Annotated in this window: 20 protein-coding genes and 1 pseudogene; 14 read left to right on the forward strand and 7 right to left on the reverse strand. The window is 46.5% G+C overall.

What is annotated here, in order from left to right:
* From BM265_RS05395 to BM265_RS19545, 3 genes and pseudogenes are all read left to right on the forward strand, one after another.
* Positions 1–1,530 (forward strand): relaxase/mobilization nuclease domain-containing protein (locus BM265_RS05395; RefSeq protein ID WP_074960547.1); only part of this gene is annotated, 1,530 nt, incomplete at its 5' end.
* A 37-nt stretch (positions 1,531–1,567) separates the two neighbouring features.
* The gene (locus BM265_RS05400; RefSeq protein ID WP_074960548.1) at positions 1,568–1,768 is read left to right on the forward strand and encodes a transposon-encoded TnpW family protein; all 201 of its coding nucleotides are present in this window, start codon (positions 1,568–1,570) and stop codon (positions 1,766–1,768) included.
* Positions 1,769–1,882: 114 nt separating this feature from the next.
* Positions 1,883–3,508 (forward strand): annotated as a pseudogene (locus tag BM265_RS19545) (recombinase family protein); the annotation flags it as partial.
* A gap of 398 nt (positions 3,509–3,906) precedes the next feature.
* On the opposite strand, the gene BM265_RS05415 reads toward BM265_RS19545, so the two are convergent.
* From BM265_RS05415 to BM265_RS05430, 4 genes are all read right to left on the reverse strand, one after another.
* On the reverse strand, positions 3,907–4,893 hold the full coding sequence (locus BM265_RS05415; RefSeq protein ID WP_242940786.1) for a hypothetical protein: 987 nt from the start codon (positions 4,891–4,893) through the stop codon (positions 3,907–3,909).
* Positions 4,894–5,284: 391 nt separating this feature from the next.
* A complete protein-coding gene (locus tag BM265_RS05420; protein ID WP_074960552.1) occupies positions 5,285–6,901 on the reverse strand; it encodes an ABC-F family ATP-binding cassette domain-containing protein in 1,617 nt (538 codons plus the stop codon).
* Positions 6,902–6,965: 64 nt separating this feature from the next.
* Entirely contained in the window at positions 6,966–7,439 is a 474-nt protein-coding gene (locus BM265_RS05425; RefSeq protein WP_074960553.1) for a hypothetical protein, read from the reverse strand.
* Between the two features lie 14 nt (positions 7,440–7,453).
* Positions 7,454–7,921: a GNAT family N-acetyltransferase gene (locus BM265_RS05430; protein ID WP_074960554.1), complete on the reverse strand. Its 468-nt coding sequence runs from the start codon at positions 7,919–7,921 to the stop codon at positions 7,454–7,456.
* A 182-nt stretch (positions 7,922–8,103) separates the two neighbouring features.
* Here BM265_RS05430 and BM265_RS05435 point away from each other — a divergent pair, with 182 nt between their 5' ends.
* From BM265_RS05435 to BM265_RS05460, 6 genes are all read left to right on the forward strand, one after another.
* On the forward strand, positions 8,104–8,427 hold the full coding sequence (locus tag BM265_RS05435; RefSeq protein ID WP_074960555.1) for a hypothetical protein: 324 nt from the start codon (positions 8,104–8,106) through the stop codon (positions 8,425–8,427).
* 71 nt (positions 8,428–8,498) lie between these two features.
* Entirely contained in the window at positions 8,499–9,188 is a 690-nt protein-coding gene (locus BM265_RS05440; RefSeq protein WP_074960556.1) for a DUF2461 family protein, read from the forward strand.
* A 4-nt stretch (positions 9,189–9,192) separates the two neighbouring features.
* Entirely contained in the window at positions 9,193–9,969 is a 777-nt protein-coding gene (locus BM265_RS05445; RefSeq protein WP_074960557.1) for an EFR1 family ferrodoxin, read from the forward strand.
* A 2-nt stretch (positions 9,970–9,971) separates the two neighbouring features.
* Complete coding sequence (locus tag BM265_RS05450; RefSeq protein ID WP_074960558.1) at positions 9,972–10,802, forward strand: hypothetical protein; 831 nt, start codon at positions 9,972–9,974, stop codon at positions 10,800–10,802.
* Positions 10,803–11,007: 205 nt separating this feature from the next.
* Positions 11,008–11,664: an HAD family hydrolase gene (locus BM265_RS05455; RefSeq protein WP_074960559.1), complete on the forward strand. Its 657-nt coding sequence runs from the start codon at positions 11,008–11,010 to the stop codon at positions 11,662–11,664.
* A 161-nt stretch (positions 11,665–11,825) separates the two neighbouring features.
* Complete coding sequence (locus BM265_RS05460) at positions 11,826–12,734, forward strand: SUKH-3 domain-containing protein (RefSeq protein ID WP_207646954.1); 909 nt, start codon at positions 11,826–11,828, stop codon at positions 12,732–12,734.
* A gap of 139 nt (positions 12,735–12,873) precedes the next feature.
* On the opposite strand, the gene BM265_RS05465 is transcribed toward BM265_RS05460, so the two are convergent.
* Complete coding sequence (locus tag BM265_RS05465; RefSeq protein ID WP_074960561.1) at positions 12,874–13,596, reverse strand: DUF434 domain-containing protein; 723 nt, start codon at positions 13,594–13,596, stop codon at positions 12,874–12,876.
* A 395-nt stretch (positions 13,597–13,991) separates the two neighbouring features.
* On the opposite strand from BM265_RS05465, the gene mobQ reads away from it, so the two are divergent.
* The 5 genes from mobQ (at position 13,992) to BM265_RS05490 (ending at position 20,331) form a co-directional block, all read left to right on the forward strand.
* Complete coding sequence (gene mobQ, locus BM265_RS05470; RefSeq protein WP_143098677.1) at positions 13,992–15,071, forward strand: MobQ family relaxase; 1,080 nt, start codon at positions 13,992–13,994, stop codon at positions 15,069–15,071.
* A 261-nt stretch (positions 15,072–15,332) separates the two neighbouring features.
* A complete protein-coding gene (locus BM265_RS05475; RefSeq protein WP_074960563.1) occupies positions 15,333–15,758 on the forward strand; it encodes a hypothetical protein in 426 nt (141 codons plus the stop codon).
* 274 nt (positions 15,759–16,032) lie between these two features.
* Positions 16,033–16,221 (forward strand): transposon-encoded TnpW family protein, encoded by a 189-nt coding sequence (locus BM265_RS05480; protein WP_074960564.1) that lies wholly within the window; start codon positions 16,033–16,035, stop codon positions 16,219–16,221.
* A gap of 114 nt (positions 16,222–16,335) precedes the next feature.
* Positions 16,336–17,967, forward strand: coding sequence for a recombinase family protein (locus tag BM265_RS05485; RefSeq protein WP_074960565.1), 1,632 nt, complete (start codon positions 16,336–16,338; stop codon positions 17,965–17,967).
* Positions 17,968–18,501: 534 nt separating this feature from the next.
* Positions 18,502–20,331, forward strand: coding sequence for a polysaccharide pyruvyl transferase family protein (locus BM265_RS05490; RefSeq protein WP_074960566.1), 1,830 nt, complete (start codon positions 18,502–18,504; stop codon positions 20,329–20,331).
* 166 nt (positions 20,332–20,497) lie between these two features.
* On the opposite strand, the gene BM265_RS05495 is transcribed toward BM265_RS05490, so the two are convergent.
* Both BM265_RS05495 and ileS read right to left on the reverse strand, forming a co-directional pair.
* On the reverse strand, positions 20,498–23,191 hold the full coding sequence (locus tag BM265_RS05495; RefSeq protein WP_074960567.1) for a valine--tRNA ligase: 2,694 nt from the start codon (positions 23,189–23,191) through the stop codon (positions 20,498–20,500).
* Positions 23,192–23,258: 67 nt separating this feature from the next.
* Complete coding sequence (gene ileS, locus BM265_RS05500) at positions 23,259–26,381, reverse strand: isoleucine--tRNA ligase (RefSeq protein WP_242940783.1); 3,123 nt, start codon at positions 26,379–26,381, stop codon at positions 23,259–23,261.
* Positions 26,382–26,406: the final 25 nt, after the last annotated feature.

A 26,406-nucleotide genomic window follows, 5' to 3' on the forward strand; every position in this document is an offset into this window, starting at 1 on the left:
ACTACGCCATACATCAAGAGCCTACCTATCCACAATTCACTCCGCGCTAGGCTGCTCTACATAATGAACCCCGAAAAAACGTCAGAGCGAACGCTCGTTACCGGGCTGAACCTCGAAACGGACGTTGACACTGCTATGCAGCAGCTCGCCATGACCTACGAAAGATACTCGCGCAAAAAGTTTAACGCCAAGCCGCCTACCAAAGGTGATAAGCCCGTAAAAGCGTTTCACCTGATTCAGTCATTTGCGCATTGTGAGTGTTCAGCTGAGGAAGCTCATGCTATAGGTATCGAGTGGGTGCGCAAGGCTTTCGGTGATGACTTTCAAGCTATGGTCTGCACCCACACAGACAAAGACCATATTCATAACCATGTGTTACTATGCCCTTACAGCCTGTCGGGAAAGAAGTTCAACAGCAAGTGGAAAACGCTCTGGGATATCCGTCATGCGTCGGACGGCATCTGCCGTGAGCATGGTATCGGTATTATGGAACAGCTTAGAGCTCGCCCCAATCACGAACCGAACTCAATGTCATACGGCGAGTGGCTTCACCGTAGGCTCGGTGATTCGTGGAAAGAGCGCATCAGAGTCCGCCTTGATATGCTAGTGGAGTCGGCATCTTTGCTTGATGAACTGCTATCAACTCTTGAGGGACAAGGATACACTGTCAAGCGTGGCAAGTTCATATCCGTCAAAGCCCCTGAACAAGGACGAGCCATTCGTCTGAAAACTCTTGGGGCAAGATATGAGGAATCAAGGCTTGCAAGACGCATTGAAAAAAGTATCGCAAAACGACAGCCACCCAAATCTCCTGATGAGATCATTGATGATGTGATGCAGGAGTACAGCTATGAAACCCGCAAGCTGAAATTCGCCAAAGAGGTACAGGACGATTTGGAGAATCTTAGTCAACAACTGAATATTATCAACTCCGAGCAGATCACTTCAATAGGAGAAGTCGAAGGAAAGTTGTCCGCAGTTCGGAAGAAGATATCTGAAATAGAAAATAGTATCAAGGCTGGTGAGATCGAAGCGTTCCAAATCGAGCAGTACAGCGATATGCTTGTAAAGTTCCGTCAACAAGAGCGTGATTACCAATCCATCGCAGATACATACAATGAATCGTCATCTGGTGATTACATCTCGCGTATGGTCAGCGAGGTCAAGGCGAGAATGTCCGAGCAGGAGAAGGACAAGCTGCGGCATTTGCAGGAGCAGAAGTATGAAGTCTATATTCCGACCAACGACAGATACATGGATTATGTAGAGCACCGAGCTGTTCCGACCGCAGCAGAGTATGGCAAGGTGTCGGAGGGCAATTGGTATGATGCCGAAGGTGAGAGCATCTATCAGCGGCTGCAAAGCATCTACGATACTAACAAGAGTATCTATGTCGGGTTCGTGATCAAGGTCGAGGGGCGAGCCTTTATGGTTGACAAGAAAGGTTTCAAGGAGCTACCCGATTTCGATAAGCCTGCGGTGAAGAAGCAGGTGCAGGCTGAGCCTAAAAGGACTAAACCACGCAGATAATGGCTATATAACAATCAGAACTTGGAGGTAACATTATTTGAATAGAAATACAGATACAACATTTACAAAAGAAGAACAGAAGAACCCGCGCTACGAGCTGAATTCGGTGAGGGAGTACAAGATTGGTCATACGACCTATATCGTTAAAACCTATTTTGACCTTGAATGTGGTGAGTCTCTTGAAGACTTACTCCAAAGGTTGGTTTCAAAAGAGATTTGCAAAGCGATGTCGTCCTGACGGCATAAATAATCGAAGTAACAGCGGGTCATTTGCACATTTGGCATTGACGATTCAGAACATTTGTGCTATAATATTAATGATTCGCTGTGATCGTCGGAAAGAGAGGATCATATGAAAGACAAGATCACAGCATTGTACTGCAGATTGAGTAATGACGATGATCTGCAGGGTGAAAGTAATAGCATAACCAATCAGAAAGCCATGCTTCTGGATTTTGCCAAGAAGAATGGTTTTTATAACACCGAGTTCTATGTCGATGATGGCTGGTCGGGGACTAACTTCGACAGACCCGATTTTCAGCGCATGGTCAGAGATATGGAAAACGGAAAAATCGGCACTATCATAACAAAAGACCTCAGCAGACTTGGACGTGACTATCTCGTTACGGGTCAATACATCGAAATGATATTCCCAGATTATGACGTGCGATACATAGCCATCAATGATAATGTGGACACGCAAAAGTCTGAAAACGATATGATGGTGTTCCGCAACGTGTTTAATGACTTTTATGCTAGGGACACCAGCAAAAAGATCAGAGCTGTATTCAAGGCGAAAGGTATGTCGGGCAAACCGCTGTCACCTATCGCACCTTATGGTTATAAAAAGTCCGAGCATGACAAAGACCAATGGGTCATTGACGAGGAGACCGCACCTGTTGTCAGGAAGATATTTCGTTTATGCATCGAGGGCTACGGTCCGATGAAGATCGCAAATATCCTGACAGACGAACAGATACTCAGACCAACAGCTTACAACGAGCTAAAGTCCACAGGTCAGATAACCTGCGAAAAACCCTATCGCTGGAACTGCAAGTCAGTTGTCGACATACTGGAACGGCAGGAGTATCTGGGCAAAACGGTCAACTTCAAGACTAGGTAGAAATCCTATAAGTGCCATAAGACACTGACAAATCCGGTCGAAGATCGTGTGATTTTTGAAAACACCCATGAGCCGATAATCAGCCAGCAGGATTTCGACGTAGTTCAGGAAATTCGTCAAAACAGAAGGCGCAAGCAAAAGACCAACGAGATCAACCCGTTCTCGGGCATCGTTTATTGTGCCGACTGCGGCAAACTGATGTATATCTGCCGACACTCGAAAGAGGGCAAAAGCACCGAACATTTCAAATGCGGGAGTTATTCGTATGACAGCAAGGTGTGCTCAGCGCACTACATAAGGACGGTGGTGCTTGAACAGGTAGTCCTTGCGGAAATGAACAGCATTCTCGGTACAGTCACCAAAAACGAAGAGGAGTTCGTGAAAACGACCATTGAGAGCAAGACGACCGAGCATCTTAGTGAAGTTAAGTCTGCCAAGAAGGTGCTGACAAAATCCGAAAAGCGCATAACTGAGCTGGACAGGCTGTTTACAAGGCTTTATGAGGATAACGTTTCGGGTAAGATCAGCGATTCACGATTTGAAGTTATGTCCAAAAACTACGAGAACGAGCAGGAACAGCTTAAGGTGAAAGTCGCAGAACTCACCAAGTTTATCGAGGACAAGGAGCAAAAATGCTCGAACATACATGATTTCATCCAGCTTGTAAAGAAAATAAAGCATATCGACGAATTAACACCAAAGAACCTGCGAGAAATGATCGAGAAGATCATAGTCCATGAACCCGATAAATCCAGTGGTCACAGGATGCAGGAAATCGAGATCATTTTCAGGTTCAATGTCGTGAAATCGAGGATAGTTCTTGACGGAATGGATTTCGACAGACGCAAAAAGGCCGCATACGGCTGTATTAGCGCTTTATCGCTAGTGAACATTGGCTCAAGCCTTTCGCGAAAGGCTTGCGGAGAGCTCGAGAGGCAGAGCCTCTCGGTCAAGGCGCAAAGCGACGTGGCAACCGTGCTGTAAATAGAACAGCGCACTCTCGACCAAATAAGGCGCGGCAATACAAAAAATTCCGAGCGTATGCGACTGTATGCATACGCTCAAACTATGTCCGTAAAAATATTGCCGCGCCCGAAATCAACGGCGGTACGCTCGTTGATTTCTCGACCCGAGGTACGAGGGGCGACAACTCGCAAACTACCGACCAAAACAAATCTCCGCTCCCACACAATCAATCACAGCAGAAAAACAAAATGCCCCGAAGCACTATACAAATGCTTCGGGACATTAATTTATATATGGTTTAGTGCTTCGGCGTGTTCCTGTTCTTCGTGTGCAGTCTCAGTTTGTTCCTTGATGACATGATCGGAAGTCAGCATCGTCAGTGCGGCGAATGCCAGGAAACCAAGGGTCACTGCGAAGGGGAATATCAATAGCGCATTCAGCGGGATAACGAATGCCAGAACTGCAATCGCACCGCATGGCGGGAAATATAAGGCTGTTCTGTCAACTGCGAACATTACCGCACAGCAGGTGATCGCTGCCGCAAGGGCTAAGGGAAGCCCCAGTATCTCGGTGAGAAGAAGTCGTGACGAACAGCCGAGGAAAGCGCAGAGCGCCATCATTATGGTGGCAGTTCTCATGTTCTTCTTGATGCGGGAATGGGGGACTGTCATTTCAGCGAAAGCCACCAGAAGCGGCGGTGCTACAAGGAAAGGTCTGCCGTTTGCGGTGGGCAGGAAACATATCAGGCTTGAAATTATTACCTGCGCTATGCGTAGCTTCACAAGTGCTTTGTCGGGCTTTATCGGGACAAAGTTGTGCTTCTCGCGCAAGCCTGTCTGTTCAAGGATATGCTGCGCTAAAAGTATCAGGCTTGTGGTGACAACTACCGAAATTGGATAGAAGAAGCTGTGGGTCACCAGAAGTATGGGCAGCAGACAAGCTGATATCGCGGGCAGGAAATTCGTCCGCGAAAGCGTTATCAGCGCCATTGAAGCTGTTAGCGCTACGGGTATCTGTATATATTGGGGAAAAGGTACGAACCTGACAACTGCCATGCCCATCAGGGCGGCGATGGTCACGGTCGTTATCATGCGCAACTTGCTTGCGTTCCACGATTGTGTGGGGGCGGCAAGCGTGCCTATGGCGATAGCTGCGATCTCAGGAAATATGATCTCCTTTTCGCCCGTCATCTCCGCTACTGCCACCATCAGTATACAAACTGCTGATGATATCAGTATCGGTATTAGTTTTTTCTTATCGGACAAAGTATTCACCTCGGACATGAAATGTTTCAACTGAGGAATCTGATAAAATTATAACATACAGCGGGGGCTTTTTAATTAAGTTTTTTTGAACTTATTAGGGGGGATTTTTGAGAGGTCTGATTTTTACGGCGATTTTGTGGCTTCTTTTGTGAGAGTTGCAGGAAATGTTGATTATATTAAATAATTGACATTCACAATGATTTATGTTAAGAACTGTTTAAGGATAATTAGCCTCGAAAAACAGGGGTTGTTTAATGAGTGGCTCAAAGAAAAAATAATTTTAACCATCAAAAATGGTAAAATATTACACAAAAAGAGCGTATGCATTTTGTTCTGCATACGCTCTTTGGATACAAGGCGCAACACTCGCACCACTGCCAATAGTTATGAATTAAAAAAGTTATTCGATGAAGGACTTCATGCCCTGCTCTCTTCTCCATTCAAGGAATTCTTCGTAGGTGCCTGCACGGTCGATACAGCCATCGGGAGTTATCTCGATGATGCGGTTTGCAACTGTCTGTACTATCTCGTGGTCGTGGCTTGCGAAGATGACTACACCCTTGAAATCACGGAGAGCGTTGTTTACTGCGGTGATGGATTCAAGGTCGAGATGGTTGGTGGGACGGTCAAGAAGAATTACGTTTGAGCCGAAAAGCATCATACGGCTGAACATACATCTTACCTTTTCACCACCCGAGAGTACCTCAACAGGCTTGTATATCTCGTCGCCCGAGAACAGCATACGTCCAAGGAATCCGCGGAGGAATGTGTCTGTTACCTCAGAGGTAGAGTAGGGACGGAGCCAGTCAACTATGCTTTCGGTGTGACCGTTGAAATACTCGGAGTTATCAACAGGGAAGTAGGAACGTGAAGTTGAAACGCCCCACTTGATAGTACCCTCATCAGGCTCGGTCTCCTCAGCGAGTATCTTGAAGAGAGCGGTTATAGCCTGTTCGCTTTCACCGATGAATGCCACCTTATCGGTGCGTGAGAGGGTGAAGCTCACGTTGTTCAGGAGCTTTACGCCATCGACTGTCTTGGATACATTGTTGACTTTCAGTATATCCTTGCCCAGTTCGCGGTCGATATTGAAGCCGATGAATGGGTACTTTCTTGATGATGCAGGCATTTCCTCAACGCTCAGCTTATCGAGAAGCTTACGTCTTGCAGTAGCCTGTCTGGACTTGGACTTGTTGGCTGAGAATCGGTTGATGAACTCCTGAAGTTCCTTGATCTTTTCCTCGGCCTTCTTGTTCTGGTTCTTGATAAGTCTCTGCATCAGCTGTGAGGATTCGTACCAGAATTCGTAGTTGCCCACATACATCTTTATCTTGGTGTAGTCGATATCAACGATGTGTGTGCAGACATTGTTGAGGAAGTGTCTGTCGTGGCTGACAACGAGTACAGTACCAAAATAATCAGCAAGGAAATCTTCAAGCCAGCGGATAGCATCGATATCCAGATGGTTGGTAGGCTCGTCCAGCATGATGATATCGGGGTTGCCGAAAAGTGCCTGTGCCAGCAGTACCTTGACTTTCTCATTACCTGAAAGTCCTGACATCTGCTGATAGAGAAGGTCTTCGGAAAGACCCAGACCCTGTATCAGCTTGGAAGCATCGGATTCAGCTTCCCAGCCGTTGAGCTCGGCAAATTCGCTCTCCAGCTGACCTGCGCGGTCGCCGTCTTCATCTGAAAAATCTTCCTTTGCATAGAGAGCATCTTTTTCCTGCATGATATCATAAAGGCGCTTGTTGCCCATGATGACGGTGTCCAGAACGGTATACTCGTCAAATGCGAAGTGGTCCTGTTTCAGCACGGAAAGACGCTCGCCCTTGGTTATAGCTACCTCGCCTGTGGTGGGTTCAAGCTCGCCGTTTAGTATACGCAGGAAAGTGGATTTGCCTGCGCCGTTAGCGCCGATTATGCCGTAGCAGTTGCCGTTTGTGAATTTAAGGTCAACATCCTTAAAAAGCAGCTGCCCTCCAAAGGAAAGGCTGACGTTTGAAACTGTTATCATTTTACTTTACTCCTTAACATAATATACTTTACTTACTTTTATAATACAGCGAAATTTCACGCTGTTATCCTTCGGTCTTTACCTCGTTCCAGCGGTAGGTGATATCCTTTGCGCTGATGAATATCTGACAGTCCATAGTGCGGGGTGTTGTGCCTTTAGGGTACCACAGCACGCAGTCATAGAAGAATTTTTCATAGCCGCTGTATTCATCAAGAAATTCCAGCTGTGCGCCGTTGTTCAGCAGTTCGGTGAATTTATCCAAGGGTATGGAGGTTCTTATCGCTCTGCTTTCCTCGCTGTCATCATCGGTATCAAGATACTCGAATACATATATGCTGATGTTCCAGTCGGGCTTGTCGGATGGAGTTGTGAAGCTGACTTCCGACCTGCCTGTGTATTGGTTCAGCATCGTGCCGCCGCAGAGATAGTAGCCGTCCTCAAACTCAAAAGTCAGACTATGGTCGCTGATGGTGAGTTTGGTGGCACGGCAGTCGTGAAGAGAGAAATGGTTTATATCATTGTCCGAAAATTTGTACATTTACATTCCTCCTGTCATTCTGCGGGAAGTATCATCTCATGGGGCGTACCCACAAATCCGAATTTTTCGTAGAGAGGTCTGCCCATATCTGTGGCTTCAAGAGAGATGAAATCAACACCCTTTGATTTAGCATCCTTGATAAGCAGGGACAGAGTTTTATAGGCTATGCCCTGTCTGCGGTATCGGGGGTCGGTGTACATATTCATGATATAGGCTTTTCTGCCTGTGGGGACATCGCAGGTGGGCATTACCCTGTAATAGCTTACTCCCCCTGCGGCGATGATATCTTCACCGTCATAAACGAGGTAGGCGGTGTGGGTGCCGTCAGCAAGGGACTTCTTGTAATAATCACGGGACTGCTGTTCTATCAGTGACATATCCGTATCCTCGGGAAGCTTGTTTGCCGCTATGAGTACTTTTATCCTTGATGAAACAAGGGCTTCAAGGTCATTTAAGTCTGCACGTTTATACTCAATTGCCACAGGACATACCTCCGCATTATATGATACTTTAAAATTATAACATTTTACGATTACTTTGTAAATCGGCAAATCATACGGAAAAAACTCAAATCTGAATAAAGCTGTTGACTGTTTGGGAAAAATAGGTTATAATATATCTGAATAGACGTATGACCCCATGTATCGTAAATCAGGGAGGAAATATGCTGAGAGATGAACTTGATGAGATAGTTGAAAGATATGATCTGGTGAAGCGGACTTTTGACAGTTTCTGGGTGAGCTTTGAAAACTATCTTACAGACGATATCACGAGAGAGGAAAGCAGAGAGTACGGGCTGACGGACAAAGATCAGGTGGAAGTCAGGCTTTATGGGTATTCCTTTGTGGTATCAAAAAAGTTCAGCCGTGATTTCATCAAGGTTGATCTTGATGTTTACAAAAAGGACAGCAGTCCCGAATTTGCTGAATACTACTGCATTTACAGCCTGGACGGCGAATGCGAGGACGATAATTTCGTTATAACCTGACAGGGGTCGGATACGCAGGACGAAAGACGTGAAAAAGAGAAGACGATGACAAGAAAGCAGAGGTAACGGTTATGCCATTCACACCTAATGCACCGCAGTTTTTATTTGAAAACTACACCCGCAATGACAAGGAATGGTTCAAGGCGAACAAGGAGACCTACGAAAAGGAGATACTTGTTCCCATGCGGGAGATGATAGAATATCTTACGCCGCTTATGGGGCGCATCGACAGCAGGATAGTATGCTCGCCAAAGAAAGTCAGCCGTATCTACAGGGATGTAAGGCTTATCAGGGACGGTATGTTTTTCAGAAAAAGCATATGGTTCTCACTTATGCGCCCGAAAGAGCGGTTCGTCAGCAAGCCTGAGTTTTTCTTCTGGATAAGTCCCGATGATCTGGGCTGGGGCTGCGGGTATTACAATATACCATCACCTGTTGTTGAGAAGGTGCGTATGTATATACTCAATCGCGACAAAGCGGCGGTGAAAGCTATAGACGCTTATGAAAGTCAGGACAGCCTTGTGCTTGACGGCGAGCCTTATAAGCGTGACAGGTATCCCAATGAGCCCGTAAGGTACAAGAACTGGCTGAACAGGAGAAATCCCGTGGTGCTACATTCCAGTGATGATCCCGAGCTGTTTTTCGGGGACAAGCTTTGCGAAAGGGTGGCGGCGGATTTCGAGAAGATAGCCCCTGTGTATGAGCTTTTCATAAAGGCTGAGGAAGCTGTGGCTGCGGAGGATTCTGAGAAGACGAGGTGACAAGATGGTCTTATATTTCAGCGGTACGGGCAACACCCGTTATGTGGCAGAGGTGATAGGCGAGCTTCTGCACAATGAAGTCAAGGATATGAGAGAATACATACGAACCGGCATTAAGACGAAGTTCTATTCAAAGGCGCCTTATATAATCTGTGCACCCATATATGCCTGGAGGTTCCCGCCGCTGGTGGAGGGCTTTCTGGAACGTTCTGATTTCTGGGGCAGCGACAAGGTATACTTTGTTGCGACCTGCGAATCTCAGACAGGGGACGCGGCAAAGTATCTCAAAAAGATATGCGAGAAAAAGGGCATGACTTTTATGGGATTTGCAGGCGTGCCTATGCCCGAGAACTATATCATCATGTACAAGCCCCCGAAAGAGGAGGAGTGCAGGCATATCTACAGAATGGCGGACAGCGAGATAGTATCTATCGTGAATACCATATCCCGCGGAGAAGTTCTGAAAGATCATCTGGATATGAAGCTGCTGAAGCCTTTGACTAAGCTGGTGAACCCATGGTTTTTCGGTGCTTGCGTTTCAAGCAGAAAATTCAGGACGACGGATAAATGCACGGGCTGCGGCAGATGTGTTAAAGCCTGTCCCTACGGCAGTATAAGTCTGGTAGGCGGCAGACCTGTATGGGGCGAGAAATGTATGCACTGTATGTCCTGCATAAACGGCTGTCCGACTAAGGCTATAGAGTACGGCAGGCGGACTGTGGGCAGGGACAGATATTACTGCCGCAGAGAGCCTAATATCACTTGGAGGTACAAATATTAAAGATGGATCCTAATAATATGCAGTTCAGCTGGCAGTATTCACCCGAGCAGAAAATTCAGCTGAAACCTAAGCTTGCAAGGGGCGAGCGCTCGGTAGGCGGCGGGCTTTGGTGTGTGGCTTTGCTACCGCTGGCAGGTATAGTTCTGGAGAGCTTTGCGGTGGATAAGTATTCCGGTGCGGTGCTTTGGCTGTTGGTGATATTCATGATATTTTTCGGCTGTCGGGCTGATCTTAAACAATTTGAACTTCAACACGCAGATGACCTTGATGATACGGCACAGAAAAGTCTTGCAAAGGCAGTGTGGATACCGCCGCTGTACTTGTTCCGCAGGGACAAGATACTGCACGCGGGTGCTACCAGAAGCGCTGTTCTGGTGATACTTACCGCGGCGGCTTTTATCTCCAACGGATTTGTTCAGGGACTGACAGTGAACGAGAAGACTGTTCCCGAAAGGCTTGAGAATACTCCTGTATCGGTGATGAACTTTAAGACATCTGACGATGAAAAGACCGTGGGAAAAATGCTGGAGGGCTGGTTCGATGATGGTGCTTACGAATGTGACTGTACACATTCGGGGGATATATACGAACTGGTATACAGCGGAAGGCACGGCAAAATATCTGCGGAAGTCACGGTGAATGTAGAGCATGACGGTTTCATTTTCAAGGATATAACTGCTGAGGGTATAACTATCGGCGGCGAAGAGCTGAAAGATGATGAGCTGAAGGATATGCAGAAAGAGATATTCCTTGGGGATGAAGCGGAGGAAGAAGAATCCGAAGATGCGGAAGAAAAGGCTGAGGATTCTGCGGAAGAATCGGAAAAAGAATAAGTGTACAAAAAATTCCTCTCGTTCGGATGATGATATAAAATTTATGCCCCAAAGCATTTCGTAGTGCTTCGGGGCTCAGTTTTTTTTGTTCGCAGGTTTGTTCCGCGAAATCAGGCTGTTTGACCCGGCTCTTGACTTATCAGATACGATATGATAAAATCATAGTGTTATATAATTCTTTTGCAAAAAAAGTGAGGTAGCTAAAATGATAAACGGACTGATATTCGATATGGACGGACTTATGGTGGATACCGAAAAACTGCTCACCCGCTTCTGGCGTGAAGCCGCAGCTTTCTATGGCTGGGAAATGAAGCAGGAACACGTTCTCGGTATACGCTCCCTTGCGGGAAAATACGCGGGTCCAAAACTGCAAAAGGAGATAAGTCCCGATTTTGATTACGCGAAAGTCCGCCTTAAACGTATCGAACTGATGAACGCATATATCGAAAAAAACGGCATTGAAAAAAAGCCGGGGCTGGATGAACTTATCGCCTACGGCAAGGATAAAGGTCTGCGCCTTGCAGTTGCTACAGCTACAGATAATGTCCGCACAAAGCTGTATCTGGAATCCATCGGTGTGTACCACCATTTCGACAAAGTCGTGTGCGGAAATATGGTAAAAAGCTCCAAGCCCGACCCCGATATCTATATCACAGCATCGGCAGAACTGGGTCTGCCCCCCGCTGAATGTATAGCTCTTGAAGATTCCCCAAACGGTATCCGTTCTGCGAAGTCTGCGGGCTGTGTGCCTGTTTTCGTCCCCGATCTTTCTCAGCCCGATGAAGATACCTCAGCGCTGATGTTTGCGTGCTGTGAAACTCTCGCCCATGTTATCCCGGTTATTGAAGAGCTGAATAGATAATAAACTGCCAAGGGAGAGAGCTTTATCTGACTAGCGTTAAAGAAGTAATCTATCCATGCCAAAATAATTATATGCAGACGATACAGCGGATCAATAGCCACATATTGGAATAGTAAGGGAGGAAGCAGGAGCTTAGGCCAGTATATGCCAAAATGCGAAAATTGTCAGTTTACGTTTGGAGGCAGAGAATAAATATGATAACTTTTAACGATATAAAATATGACCCTGGTTTCAGAACAATCAACGGAACACTTGAACATCAATTAGAAGATTGCAATTTAAGTATTATTGATGACGGTATTACTTTTGGAGATAAAATCATAGAACTTGTCAAAGAATACGGCAACTTTTATATTGACAGAATCGAACAGGGTTCCGGTGACAGATTACGTTTTTATTTTGAGCCGCTTATTAATCCCACTAAATACTGGTCAGAATTTGATCAAAATGCTGTGTCTATCGGAAGAATTGTAAATTCTGATTGTAGAAATTCTATTAATGATTATACGATAGAGAGTGCATATCTTCTGAATGATGGATGTTATTATAATCAGTCAAAAAAGAAAATCGCAGACAGCATCGAGGAACTTTTTGATTATTTTATGAAGGTCGAATATGATTATCATGCTCCTATTTCACCAAAAACTTACGAACGCCTTAAAAATGGAGGCTGGTATGAAGGCAGGAAAGTTGATATTTCCAATCTTATTGGAGAATGTGAAGAAGCTGGCATAACCTTGACCGATAAACAGAAAGCATTCTTTGAAGAATTTTCTGGAATTATATGTAAGGCACATGACGGACAAGAAGTTGAGATCTTTAGTAAATTATCACACGGCATCTGCCAAGTCAGCGCTGACAGCGATGAATATGAAGAAAAATGGATGTATGATAATTATGATAAAAATTCAATATGGGTTGGAATGTGTTATACTGGCGAAGGAAGAATATGGCTCACAGGTGACGGACAACTATTATTATTTGCAATTACAGGTGTGCTCAAGGATGATGCTTGGGTCAGCCCTATCGGAAGAACCATTATGAATGGATTCAATGTACTGTTAAGTTGATATGTTTCTGTAGCTATTTGCTATAACAAAACCTCCTATGGTTTCTAATATGCCATAGGAGGTCTTTTGTTACTGTACGTTTTAACTAAGGCAGTTAATCCCTTTTGGTGTGATTTTTTTCTGTGGATTCTCGAAATTTTTAAACAGGATTTAATTCCTGCATGATCTCAATGTAAGGATAATCGCCGATCTGCTTTTCTACAACGTATTTCACAAGGTTGAACCACTGCTGACATTCATCGAGAATGATCGCGTCTGCTGATGCAACCAGCGGTTTAGTTTTTAGTATCGCATCCACCGGATTCTCGATCTCTACTTCCAGTGAAAACGGAATTGATTCTGCTGATTCTAGGATCCTCTGTTTGAGCCGTCCGGAATTGGATATCGGTTGATCTAGATAGATGACCGCCTTTTCCACACAAAGCTCCTTTAAAGATTCGAGTAAAGCACGAATTGCAGAATCCGTCTGCGAGATCAATCTGTAAGTACCATGCAGACCAGCCAGATCACGGATAGTGCCATCCATGCAGTGAAACAGCATTGAATCAGAATAGGCTATTTCCAGACCGATGATGAAATTAAATCCATCAATATAAAGCGTTTTTCCTGAAATGTCTGTCATCTCACGACTCTTTCTGGAAATGATCTTTTCCTTAGGAGATACCGTGCGAGCCAGTGCCAGACGCTGACGCTCAGATAACTGATAATGGTCGCCAATGAAACGTGTGGTACTTGTAACAGGATAACCACGATTCAGCAAAAAGTAGACCTCTTCAGCCGCTTTTCTCAGCTTAGGAAGTGCCTTTTCGCAAAAATCCCGTTCATCTGTCGGCATAAAGCCTCGCTTTGCATTTGGAGTCATGGTTTCACCTCATGTATGTTTAATACGTCTACATTCAATCAATGCTATTTTGAATAGTCTTAGTATATCATGCTCCATTTGAAAAGTCAAGATTCATGTATTATACTAATATGATTTGAAATATCTTTACCGTTGTGATAGCTGTGTTGTACTTGTTCTCATTGTTTTTCTCCGTGTCTACATTTCTAAAGAACTCCACCATAGTCTTTAGTGTAGCTGATTTTGTCTATGATGTTGCTTGGAGTATATTATACTTCATTAGACTTCGGAGGTGTAGGTGCGGTTGGTTATACGGTTACATTTATCCAACAAGAATTTATGTAATCGAACATTTTTTCGAAAAGCTCTTGACAAGCAAGAACATCTGTGCTATAATCTATTATACGTTCGAACGTATGTACATATCAAGATTAATCCAAACCGAAAGAAGGCGCATAACAGCAATATATCATTTCAACGTCAAAATGGTCACGCGAACGAGTGGGGGCAGTTGCGTAGCAAGTGCAGCATACATAGCAGGCGAGAAGATCAAGAATGAGCGTGATGGTAAGATCCACGATTACCGAAACAAGCACGAAGTTGTCCACAAGGAGATATTGCTTCCGAAATCTGCACCGCCCGAATACAGCAACAGAGCCAAACTCTGGAACGCTGCCGAGTGTGCTGAAAAGCGCAAGAACTCCCAAACCGCTCGTAGCATCAATGCGGCATTGCCGCGCGAAGTGTCGAGAGAAGACCAAATTGATCTGGTGCGGCAGTTCTGCGAGCAGTGTTTTGTAAGCAAAGGTATGTGCTGTGATTTTGACATTCACGACAAGGGCGACGGAAATCCTCATGTGCATATTCTTCTGACCACACGCCGCGTGGACAAGAATGGATTCACACAAAAGGAGCGAGCGTGGAATGACCGCAAGCTTTTACTTGAATGGCGGGAGCGTTGGGCGGATTTGTGTAACCACAAATTATATTTCGTTTCAGACGCTCGGGTCGATCATCGAAGTTACAAGGATCAGGGCATAGATCGAATACCGCAGATACATCTGGGTGTCGAGGTCTGCGCTGTTGAGCGAAAGGGCTTCAAAACCGAAAAGGGAAACAAGAATCGTAGGATACGCAAGCGCAATCTTGAAACCGAGATAGCTGAGCTGGAAAAGGAGATGCGGACTATTCGTGCAGAACATAAGCAGAATACGATTGAATACATCGAAACCAATATCGGGTGTAAGGTGTCTGATGCTTTAGCAATACATGACAAAATGCCTGTACTGGAACAATATGAGAAATACTTGCAGGAGCGAGGTGTGCCGTGTGAGTTTATTTTCTACAATAAGGACAAGTACGAATTGTTCATACCGAAGTCCGAAAAGGAAAAAGCTATTGGTCTGCTTACCCAGTTTCGGAAACAGAACCCTGAAAGGGACGACCGGAGCAATACGCAACAGAAATCTTCGTCAACGAAAAAGCCAAAGCGGTAATTATAGCTGCATATTCAAACACGTGCTGTATGGCACCCCAGCGGTATCGCTTGCATAAGGGAGAGTCCAGAGAGGGAGTTTTCCCTCTTTGGCGCACTTCAAACTCGGAGAGTTTGTATAAGTGCGCCCTACGGGGTTATGGTGGGTAATGACTATCGAATAAAAAATTCGCAATACTTATCGCCATGTCAAACTTTCGCGTATGCGAATAGCTGCGTATGCAGCAGGAGCAGAATTGCCCTCAAGGAAAGGAGAATGCCATTGAGTAATAAAAAGCTGACAACAGAAGAAAAGATCGAGAAGTCAAAAGAGTATGAAGATGAGATGACGCGGCTGCAAAATAAAATGAAAACCATGCGGACTGCGAAAAAGAAGCTCGATGCCGAGATTGTCGAAGAACTGGAGAAAGCCGAAATGGTGACTAATCAGGCAGTCGGCAAAAAGTTCAGAAGTAAAATGAGTATCGCTCTGCCGCTGAACAAATATGGTGAAATCATCGATTTCATGTTCATGCATGAGGATTGCGTGGAGTTCGTCGATGAGATTATTGCCAAGCATAAGCTGGAACTGGAAAAGGCTAAGGCTGAAAATCAGGAAGAACAGTCTGTCGAAGAAAATGTAAATGCGGCTGAAACTGAATCTGCGGACAAAGTCGTTCATTCGGACGATGGTAGCGAATCAGCATAAAAGATAAATGAAGAAAAGGTAAGGTGAGTCCAATGTAAAAAGACCACTGTTCCCGGGGAAAAAGACCTAGCCAACCTTTGATCCCGAGAACAGAAATACAAACACCGAAGCATTGCCCGCTTCGGTCAACGATGTTCCTAAAATAAACCTGCACAAAAAACATAATCTCCGTGCATACCTGTCGTGATGCCTGACGGCAGGGCTGTTAAGGTAGTTTTTTCGCCACTGCCAAAACAGCACAATCACCTCCTTTCATCGCGGAAGGAGAACTAATTTGGATACAATATTTACAAAAGAAGAACAGAAGAACCCGCGCTACGAGCTGAATTCGGTGAGGGAGTACAAGATCGGTCACACGACCTACATCGTCAAAACCTACTTCGACCTTGAATGCGGGGAATCACTGGAAGATCTGCTCCAGCGTTTGGTAACAAAAGAGATATGCATAGCGATGTCGTCTTAACGGCATAAATAACCGAAGGAACAGCGGGTCATCTGAAAATTTAGTATTGACAGCCACGAACATTTGTGCTATAATTTGTATGATCCGCTGTGATCGTCGGAAAGAGAGGAATGAATGAAAGACAAGATCACAGCATTGTACTGCAGATTGAGTAATGACGATGATCTGCAGGGCGAGAGCAATAGTATAACAAATCAGAAAGCCATGCTTCTGGACTACGCTAAGAAGAATGGTTTCCATAACACCGAGTTCTATGTCGATGACGGCTGGTCGGGAACGAACTTCGACAGACCCGATTTTCAGCGCATGGTCAGAGATATGGAGAACGGAAAAATAGGCACGGTAATCACTAAGGATTTGAGCCGTTTGGGTCGAGATTATCTGATCACAGGTCAATATATTGAAATGATTTTTCCTGACCACGACGTTCGTTATATCGCAATAAACGACAACGTGGATACTCAGAAGTCTGAGAACGATATGATGGTGTTCCGCAATGTGTTTAACGACTTTTACGCCCGTGATACTTCCAAGAAGATCAAAGCTGTTTTCAAGGCTAAAGGAATGTCTGGCAAGCCGCTGTCACCTATCGCGCCCTACGGTTACAAAAAGTCTGAGCATGACAAAGATCAATGGGTAATTGACGAAGAGACTGCGCCTGTTGTCAAGAAGATCTTCAGACTTTGTATCGAGGGCTATGGTCCGAGTAAAATCGCAAATATCCTGAGAGACGAGAAAATACTTCGACCGACTGCCTATAATGAGCTGAGATCGACAGGACAGATAACCTGTGAAAAGCCCTACCGCTGGAACTGCAAGTCGGTGGTGGGAATACTGGAAAGGCAGGAGTATCTGGGCAAGATAGTCAACTTCAAGACACGCCAGAAGTCCTATAAGTGCCATAAAACGCTGACAAATCCCATTGAAGACAGGGTAGTTTTTGAAAACACTCATGAGCCGATAATCAGCCAGCAGGATTTCGACGTAGTTCAGGAGATACGCAAAAACAGAAGGAGCCAGCAGAAGACGAACGAGATCAACCCGTTCTCGGGGATAGTCTACTGTGCCGACTGCGGCAAACTGATGTATATCTGCCGGCACTCGAAAGAGGGCAAAAGCACTGAGCATTTTAAATGCGGAAGCTATTCGTATGACAGCAAGGTTTGCTCCGCGCATTATATTAGGACGGTGGTGCTTGAACAGGTAGTCCTTGCGGAGATGAACAGCATTCTCGATACAGTCACAAAGAATGAAGAGGAATTCGTTCGCACAACTATTGACAGCAGAAATGCCGAGTATCTGAGCGAGGTCAAGAACGCGAAAAAACTGTTGACAAAGTCCGAAAAGCGAATATCCGAGCTGGATAGGCTGTTTACAAGGCTCTACGAGGACAATGTTTCGGGCAAGATCAGCGATTCACGATTTGAAGTGATGTCTAAGAACTATGAGAACGAGCAGAAACAGCTCAGAATCAAGGTCGCAGAGCTTACCAAGTTCATTGAGGACAAGGAGCAGAAATGCTCGGACATCCATGATTTCATCGAGCTAGTCAAGAAGATAAAGCACATCGACGAGCTGACACCAAAGAACCTGCGAGAAATGATCGAAAGGATAATAGTCCATGAACCCGATAAATCCAGCGGACACAGGCAGCAGGAGATCGAGATCATTTTCAGGTTCAATGTTGTAAAGTCGAGGATTGTCCTTGACGGCAGAGATTTCGACAGGCGCAAAAAAGCCGCATAAGGCGGTATTAGCGCTTTATCGCTAGTGAACATTGGGTCAAGCCTTTTGCGAAAAGGTCCTCGGCCGGACGGGCCAATTTCGCGGCAACCGTGCTATTAATAGCAAAACAATCTTCCGACCTAATAAAGACGCGGCACGCGGTCGACGCAGTCACCGCTACAAAAACACGAGCGTATGCAAAACCAGTGCATACGCTCATTCTATGTCCGTAAAAGTTAATATCAGCCGTTAAAGATACATCATCTTGCAGCCGAGATCCTTGCTTTCTCAAATCCGTATTTATATTGCGGTAACATAGTATCATTAAAAAGTAAAGATACTGTGAAAATCCGAAAGATTTTTTGTGATGAGTTTCCTCAATTACTGTGTGCGGGTGTATGAAAAGCCGATGTTAACGCAAGTTCACATCAGGTATAAATAATTATGCAATTTAATGTAAAATTTACTTAACTCTTTACTTTTGAATGACAATATGTTATAATTATTATAGCGCGGTGTCGTCACCAAACAGCGCATAAGGGGGCTTATCTCGATATGGAACGGGGATTGAAAATACTTCTGGTATGTATAACCAACAAGAATTACGGAGATACGATAATTGCCGATTGTACGGAGTATCTTCTTCATAAGGTTCTGGGCAGGGCTGACAAGACCACTAAGATACTGAAATACAGCATTATGAGCTGTGATCTGCATCAGATAAGATACGTTGACGCTGTGATATTCGCTGGTGGCGGACTTATCAAATATGAGCATGAGGATTTCTGCGAGCGTATCTCGGAGATAGTTGACGAGGCTGAAAAATGCGATGTGCCTGTGTTCCTGAATGCCATGGGCGTAGAGGGCTACGACGAAAAGGACGATCGGTGCCAGCGGCTGAAAAAAGCTCTGAACTCCGAAGCGGTAAAGGCTGTCACCATCAGGGACGATTTTGAGCTTTTCAGGAAAAAGTACGCTTACCGCAGGGGGCTGAGGGTCAAGCCTGTGTTCGATACCGCGGTATGGGCGGACAAGGTATATAACGAAGTTCCTGCAGAGAGCGATGTTATCGGGCTGAATGTGGCTCGGGGCGATATATTTGCGGATTACGGTGCTGAGGGCATTGACGAGGAATATATGCTGGCTTTCTGGAAAGAGCTTACTGATAAGCTGACGAAGCGTGGGCTGAAATGGAAGATATTCACCAACGGTTTTGACAGCGATGAGAAGTTCGCGGTGAAGCTTTGCGAGATGCTGGGCTGTGAAAAGATGCCGCAGGTGGGTTCAGCAAGACAGCTGGTAAGGTATCTGTGCGGATTCAAGGCTGTGGTGGCAGTGAGAATGCACGCCTGCATAACCTCCTGTGCGCTGGGACTGCCCTGCATTGGGCTTGTATGGAACGACAAGCTGAGAATGTGGGGGGAGAAGATCGGTACTCCAGACAGATACATAGAGCCCGATGAAATCAGCGCGGACAAAGTTCTGCTGATGCTGGACAGGGCTATGTTTGAGGGCGGAAAGTCCGCGGGGGCTGTTAGCAAGCTTCTGGCACCGCTGGAATTGAAAAAATTTTTATGGAAAGAGTGCAAGCCGAGAGGCAAAAAGTATGAGGGTCAGCTGGCGGACAAGATAATGGAAGTCGGGCTGGGCGGCATACAGCACAAGTACAAGGCGATAAACAATCTTAATGAGATGAAGCGCAGGCTGGAGAGCGGCTGTACGGTCTTTGAAGCTGATGTGCGGCTGACCAGTGACCTGAAAGCGGTATGTGTGAACAGCTGGTCGGAGAAGAACCTGAAAATGCTGGGGTTTGAGATGAACGACCAGAGCCGTCTGGGTATGCCCGAGAAGGATTTTCTTGGGGCGAGGTATGACGGAAAGTACAAGACCTGCAGTTTTGAAGATGTGGCAAAGGAATTTGCTGTCAGGGGCAACACACGGCTGATGATAGACATTGGCATACCGCCAAAGGAACAGCATGAAGCTCTGCTGAAAGAGACGGCGAAGATACTGAAAGCCACGGGGCTTGGGAAAAAGCGGACGATGATACGCTTTCAGCGTGAGAAGGACATCAAGTTCTGGAATACGCTGGAATGCGACTGCACGATAGTGTATTTTCTGAAAGATTCCACCGACCCGGCGGAGCGGGAAGAGTACCGTAATAAAGCCTTCGCGGTATGCAAGAAATACGGTATAGATACTATCTCCATGGTATCACAGACCTACACCGAAGAAACGGCGGAGCTCCTTAAAGATAAGAAGCTGAAACCTGTGATATTCAGCTGTGACAAGGTTGGTGACGCTGTTGAGATGATAGAGCGCGGCGCTTATCTGGTGGGCAGCAATTTCTACTCAGCGCGGTACATAAAAGACCTTACAACGTAATAGAAAACGACATAAAAAAGCCATAGCACGTTTTGTGCTATGGCTGATTTTATTATATGCTTATACCCGCGGACACACCATACTTAACAGGTTAAAATGATAGTAAGGAAGATAACGTCAACATAATATTTCACTTTTTTAAGCGGTGTGGTAATGGGCTGATCTATCAGAGATTGTTCAGCATCTCGGTGAGATTTGCAACAAGGGCTTTTGCCTTTACCTCTTTTTCGCGTATTTCGTTTACTACCTTTTCGGGCGCCTTGGACATGAACTTTTCGTTGTTCAGCTTGCTGTTTACGAAGTCCAGTTCCTTGTTTGCCTTTTCGAGCTCCTTGGTGATACGAGCCTTTTCAGCTTCGATATCAACAAGCTCTCTCAGGGGCAGAAGCAGCTTAGCATCGGCGGTAGCAACTGTTACCATTCCGTTTGCATCAGCAGGATCTTCAGCGGTAACTGTAACCTCGGAAGCGCTTGCCAGTCTCTTCAGGAAGTCAGCAGCTTCGGCATAGTCAGCGGTATTTGCTGTAACTATGGTGATGTGCGCCTTTCTGGAATTGGGAACGTTATGACCCGAACGGCATTCACGTACAGCGCGTACAGCTTCCATTATCTTCTCCATTCTAGCCTCGTCAGCGGGGAAGTCGAGCTCAGCCTTGTACTCGGGCCAGCTTTGCATCATCAGGTAGCCCTCATCGTGGGGCAGAGCCTGATAGATCTCCTCGGTTATGAAAGGCATAAAGGGGTGGAGCATTTTCAGGATATCTGTCAGTACATAAGCCAGAACGTTCTCAACGTTCTTCTTAGCCTGAGCATCTTCACCGTTGAAACGGTTCTTTGCCAGCTCAATATACCAGTCGCAGAAGCTGTTCCAGATGAAGTCATATACCTTCTGAGCAGCTACGCCCATCTCGAAGTGTTCGAGGTTGTAGGTAACTTCCTTGATTACCTTGTTCAGGCTGGAGAGTATCCACTTATCTTCAAGGGTCAGCTCCTTGGGAAGCTCTACCTTGTCGATGGTCATGTTCATCAGCAGGAATCTGGAAGCGTTCCAGATCTTGTTGGTGAAGTTTCTCATGGCAACGATCTTTTCTTCGCTGTAACGCATATCGTTTCCGGGAGAAGAACCCTGTACCAGCATGAATCTCAGAGCATCAGCGCCGTACTGGTCGATAACTTCCAGAGGATCGATGCCGTTGCCAAGAGACTTTGACATCTTTCTGCCCTGGGAATCTCTAACTATACCGTGGATAAGTACGGTATCAAAAGGTGCTTTGCCAGTGTAGGCAAGACCCGAGAATATCATTCTGCTTACCCAGAAGCCTATGATATCATAGCCTGTTACCAGTGTGCTGGTGGGGTAGAAGTAGTTGAAGTCGTCAGACTGCTTATCGGGCCAGCCCAGTATAGAGAAAGGCCAGAGTGCAGAGCTGAACCATGTATCAAGGGAGTCCTCGTCCTGAGTGAGGTTGGTGCTGCCGCACTTTTTACACTTGCAGGGAGCTTCCTTGGCTACGTTGATCTCGCCGCAGTCAGCACAGTACCATGCGGGGATACGGTGACCCCACCACAGCTGACGGGAGATGCACCAGTCGCGGGTATTGTTCATCCAGTTGAGATAAGTCTTGGTGAATCTCTCGGGAACGAACTTGATTTTGCCGTCCTCAACTGCCTTTATTGCAGGTTCAGCCAGAGGCTTCATCTTAACGAACCACTGCTTGGATATCATGGGCTCGATTGTAGAATGACATCTGTAGCAGGTGCCTACATCGTGCTTCAGAGGTTCTACTTCTTTAAGCTGACCAAGTGCTTCAAGATCGGCAACGATAGCTTTTCTTGCTTCGGCTGTGGTCATGCCTGCGTACTTGCCGCAGTCGAGAACCTCGGGCTCTCCCTCGGTCATCATGCCGCTGGCTTTAAGCTCTTCATAAGCAGCCTTATCCTCAGCGCCTGTCATGTGACCGTCATAGGTGAAGCATCTTACGCTGGGCAGGTTATGTCTCTGACCAACCTCGAAGTCGTTGGGGTCGTGGGCGGGAGTTATCTTAACTACGCCTGTACCCTTTTCCATATCAGCGTGCTCATCGCATACTATGGGTATCTCCTTATCGAGGAGAGGGAGTATAGCGTGGCAGCCGTGGAGGTGCTTATATCTGGGGTCTTCCTCGTTTATTGCAACTGCGGTATCGCCCAGCATAGTCTCGGGACGTGTGGTAGCAATTTCAAGGAACTCGCCTGTTTCCTTTACCTTATAGAGGATATGCCAGAAATTGCCGTCCTTGTTGTCGTACTCAACTTCGGCATCAGATATAGATGTCTGGCATTTGGGGCACCAGTTTACCATACGGTTGCCGCGGTAGATGAGACCCTCTTCGTAAAGCTTTACGAATACTTCCAGTACTGCCTTTGAGCACTGGTCATCCATAGTGAAATGCTCTCTCTCCCAGTCGCAGGAAGAGCCGAGAGTTCTCAGCTGTTCAACGATACGTCCGCCGAACTTTTCTTTCCATGCCCATGCTCTCTCCATGAACTTGTCTCTGCCCAGGTCTGCCTTGGTAAGACCCTCCTGACGCATAGCCTCAACTATCTTAGCTTCGGTAGCGATAGCTGCGTGGTCGGTGCCGGGTATCCACAGAGCGGCATAGCCCTGCATTCTCTTGAAACGTGTGAGGATATCCTGCATGGTATTGTCAACAGCGTGACCCATATGCAGCTGACCTGTTACGTTCGGGGGCGGCATAGCTATGGAATAGGGCTTTTTCTTGGGGTCGGCAACACCGCGGAAGCAGCCTGCCTCTTCCCATGCCTTATATGTACGGCTCTCAACTTCGCGAGGGTCGTAGGTCTTTGATAATTCTTTCATTTTGACTTATCCTTTCAAACGCACTCCCCGCCTCCGCTCGGCGGAAACGGGGTGCGAAGCCTTAGTATTATTTTTTAAGTGATACAGTAACCTTTCTGCCGTCCTCGTACTCTACTTCGTAGGAAGTATCGCCCTCGGCAAAATCGCTGTTATCGGAAAGTGTCTCGCCGCAGATATAATCAACCCAAGAAGCGGGAACATCGCCTGTCAGCTTCATGGAGATGCGGTCGGTGATAGCGCAGCCCAGCTTACGGCGTGCGTCCTGAATGCTTCTTACGATATCTCTTGCGAAACCTTCATCACGGAGTTCATCGGTGATGGTAAGGTCGAGGGAAACAACGATGCCCTTATCGGAAGCAACGTGCTGACCTGCCTTAGCCTGATATGTCACCAGGATAACTTCAGCATCGAATTCTTCGTCTGTACCGTTGATATTCAGTACTGCCTTTTCGCCAAGCTTGAACTTGCCGCTCTTGACAGCCTTGATGATATCGGGTATCCTGTCGGGATATCTGTTTCTGATCTCGTTGAAGTTAGGAGCGTACTTGATCTCTGCAACGCTGTCTGCGCTTTCCAGTATCTTCACGCACTTAACGTTGAGCTCTTCTGCGATGATATCCTTGAAGCTTTCAACAACGCTGTTGCCCTCGCTGTCGCTGAGTGCTACGCACAGCTCACTGAGGGGCTGACGGTTCTTGACGTTGTTCTTGCTTCTGATAGATCTTGCGAGATAGATGACACTTCTAACCAGCTTAACTTCGTCAAGCAGCTTGTCATCACGGAAGCTCTCGGGTATATCTGCCCAGTTTTCAAGGTGAACGGAGTAGCCGCCTGTAAGTGTCTTATACAGCTTCTCTGCGATGATAGGAGCAGCAGGTGCGAAGAGCTTGCACATATTCACAAGTACATAGTACAGTGTTTCGTAAGCGTTCTTCTTGTCCTCGCTGAGACCCTTCTCCCAGAAACGTCTTCTGGAACGTCTGATGAACCAGTTGGTCAGACCGTCTACCAGTTCAATAAGGTTCTCGACATACTTGTTTACGAAGTAGGCGTCCATATTCTTGGAAATAGCGTCGGAAGCCTCCCACAGCTTAGCCAGCATCCAGCGGTCGAGCTGGTTGTCGGAAGTCGGGGGTGTCAGGCTCTCGGGCTTGAAATCATCTATATTTGCATAGGAGATGTAGAAGTTGCAGGCATTCCACAGGGGGAAGATTATCTGCTGCAGTGCATCGGATATGCCGTTGTCATCAAACTGCAGATCGCCTATCAGCATAGCGTTTGTCTGATAGAGGTACAGTCTGAATGCATCGGTACCGAACTTCTTCATCAGCTCCATGGGGTCGGTATAGTTTCTGGAGGACTTGGAAAGCTTCTTGCCGTCCTTAGCCAGGATAGTACCGTGTACTACGCAGTTGGAGAAGCAGGGCTTATCGAACAGAGCCACACTGAGTACGTGCAGGTAGTAGAACCAGCATCTGATCTGACCGGTATACTCAACTATGAAGTCAGATGGGAAGTGGCTGTCGAACCATTCCTTGTTCTCAAATGGATAGTGCTTCTGTGCGAAAGGAACAGAGCCGCTCTCAAACCAGCAGTCGAGAACTTCGGGTACTCTTACCATAGTGCCGTCGCAGTCTGGGCAGTCGCACTTGAACTTGATCTTATCCATATACTGTCTGTGCAGGTTTGTGAGTCTTACGCCGCTCTTTTCTTCGATCTCGTCGATAGAACCGAGAACGACTCTCTTGCCGCACTTGTCGCACTCCCATATCGGGATAGGAGTTGACCAGTATCTGTTTCTGGAGATATTCCAGTCACGGGCATTTTCAAGCCACTTGCCGAATCTGCCGTGCTTTACTGTTTCGGGTACCCAGTTGATATTCTCGTTCTGAGCTATCAGCTTGTCCTTGATCTTGGTAACATCGAAGTACCAGGCATCCATAGCCTTGTAGATCAGAGGTCTCTTACATCTCCAGCAGTGAGGATAGTTATGCTCGATGGTACCGTCAGCAACAGCCTTGCCCTGCTCGTACAGGAAGCGGATAACTGTGGGGTTCATCTCGATAACGTTCTTTTCGCCGTCCTTCTCGTAGAAGTCGGTGACTTCCTCGGTGAATCTGCCCTTTGCGTCAACGGGGTTCACCAGCGGGATGCCGTTGTTCTTGCAGGTCCAGTAGTCGTCCTCACCGAAAGCAGGAGCGGTATGTACGATACCAACACCTTCGTCAGCGCCTACATAGTCAGCGGTAACAACTCTGAATGCCTTATCTTTAAGATCAGCAAAATAGGGGAACAGAGGCTCGTAAGTTCTGCCTACCAGTTCCTCGCCCTTTGCGGTCTTTACTATCTTGGGTTCCTTGCCGAAGATCTTGTCATATCTTGGAAGAACTGCGGAACAAGCGATGAATATCTCGTCGCCTACATCGCAGAAAGCATATTCAAGATCCTTGCCTACTGCCAGACACAGGTTTGAAGGCAGTGTCCAGGGAGTAGTTGTCCATGCCAGGAAGAATACGGGCTTGCCGTCGATAACTTCCTCAGTCTTGAACTTTGTGATTATCCATCTGTCCTGACGGGGTCTTGTGGAGTCGGACTCTCTTGTATCTGAGATAGAAAGAGAGGTCTCGCAGTGTGTGCAGTAGGGGGTAACTCTGTAATCACGGTAGATGAGTCCCTTATCGTAGCACTGCTTGAACGCCCACATAACGCTCTCCATGAAAGTGGGGTTCATGGTCTTGTATGCGCCGTCGTAATCTACCCAGCGCGCCATCTGCTCAACGTATTCCTTCCATGCTTCGTTATTGCCGCTTACCAGCTCAAAGCACTTGTCGTTGAACTTGTCTATACCCAAAGTATTCTCGATGTAGTTCTTGTCATCGATACCGAGATCTTTCTCGACCTGGTTCTCGATAGGCAGACCATGGCAGTCCCAGCCCCATACTCTGGGGACCTTGTAGCCCTTCATTGTCCAGTAACGGGCTATCATGTCCTTGATGAACGATACCAGTATAGTACCGTGGTGAGGCTTTCCGGTTGGGAACGGAGGTCCGTCATAGAACACGACCTCGGGAGCTTCCTTGTTGACCGATTTTTCAAATACGCTTTCGTCTTTCCAGAATTTCAGGACATCTTCCTGAATTTCGGGAATGTTGGGCTTTCCTGCCAGTTCTTCGTACTTCAAATTATTCACACACCTTTTCTTGGCGGGAGCTGTT

Origin of the sequence: Hominimerdicola alba (assembly GCF_900112155.1) — a bacterium.
In the GTDB taxonomy this organism is placed as follows: Bacteria; Bacillota; Clostridia; order Oscillospirales; family Ruminococcaceae; genus Hominimerdicola; species Hominimerdicola alba_D.

Coding starts and splice junctions, on each gene's coding strand:
- BM265_RS05420 (WP_074960552.1), bottom strand. CDS start 6,901: ATGATAACAGTTTCAAACGTCAGCCTTTCCTTTGGAGGGCAGCTGCTT.
- BM265_RS05425 (WP_074960553.1), bottom strand. CDS start 7,439: ATGTACAAATTTTCGGACAATGATATAAACCATTTCTCTCTTCACGAC.
- BM265_RS05435 (WP_074960555.1), top strand. CDS start 8,104: ATGCTGAGAGATGAACTTGATGAGATAGTTGAAAGATATGATCTGGTG.
- BM265_RS05440 (WP_074960556.1), top strand. CDS start 8,499: ATGCCATTCACACCTAATGCACCGCAGTTTTTATTTGAAAACTACACC.
- BM265_RS05445 (WP_074960557.1), top strand. CDS start 9,193: ATGGTCTTATATTTCAGCGGTACGGGCAACACCCGTTATGTGGCAGAG.
- BM265_RS05450 (WP_074960558.1), top strand. CDS start 9,972: ATGGATCCTAATAATATGCAGTTCAGCTGGCAGTATTCACCCGAGCAG.
- BM265_RS05455 (WP_074960559.1), top strand. CDS start 11,008: ATGATAAACGGACTGATATTCGATATGGACGGACTTATGGTGGATACC.
- BM265_RS05465 (WP_074960561.1), bottom strand. CDS start 13,596: ATGACTCCAAATGCAAAGCGAGGCTTTATGCCGACAGATGAACGGGAT.
- mobQ (WP_143098677.1), top strand. CDS start 13,992: ATGTACATATCAAGATTAATCCAAACCGAAAGAAGGCGCATAACAGCA.
- BM265_RS05485 (WP_074960565.1), top strand. CDS start 16,336: ATGAAAGACAAGATCACAGCATTGTACTGCAGATTGAGTAATGACGAT.
- BM265_RS05490 (WP_074960566.1), top strand. CDS start 18,502: ATGGAACGGGGATTGAAAATACTTCTGGTATGTATAACCAACAAGAAT.
- BM265_RS05495 (WP_074960567.1), bottom strand. CDS start 23,191: ATGAAAGAATTATCAAAGACCTACGACCCTCGCGAAGTTGAGAGCCGT.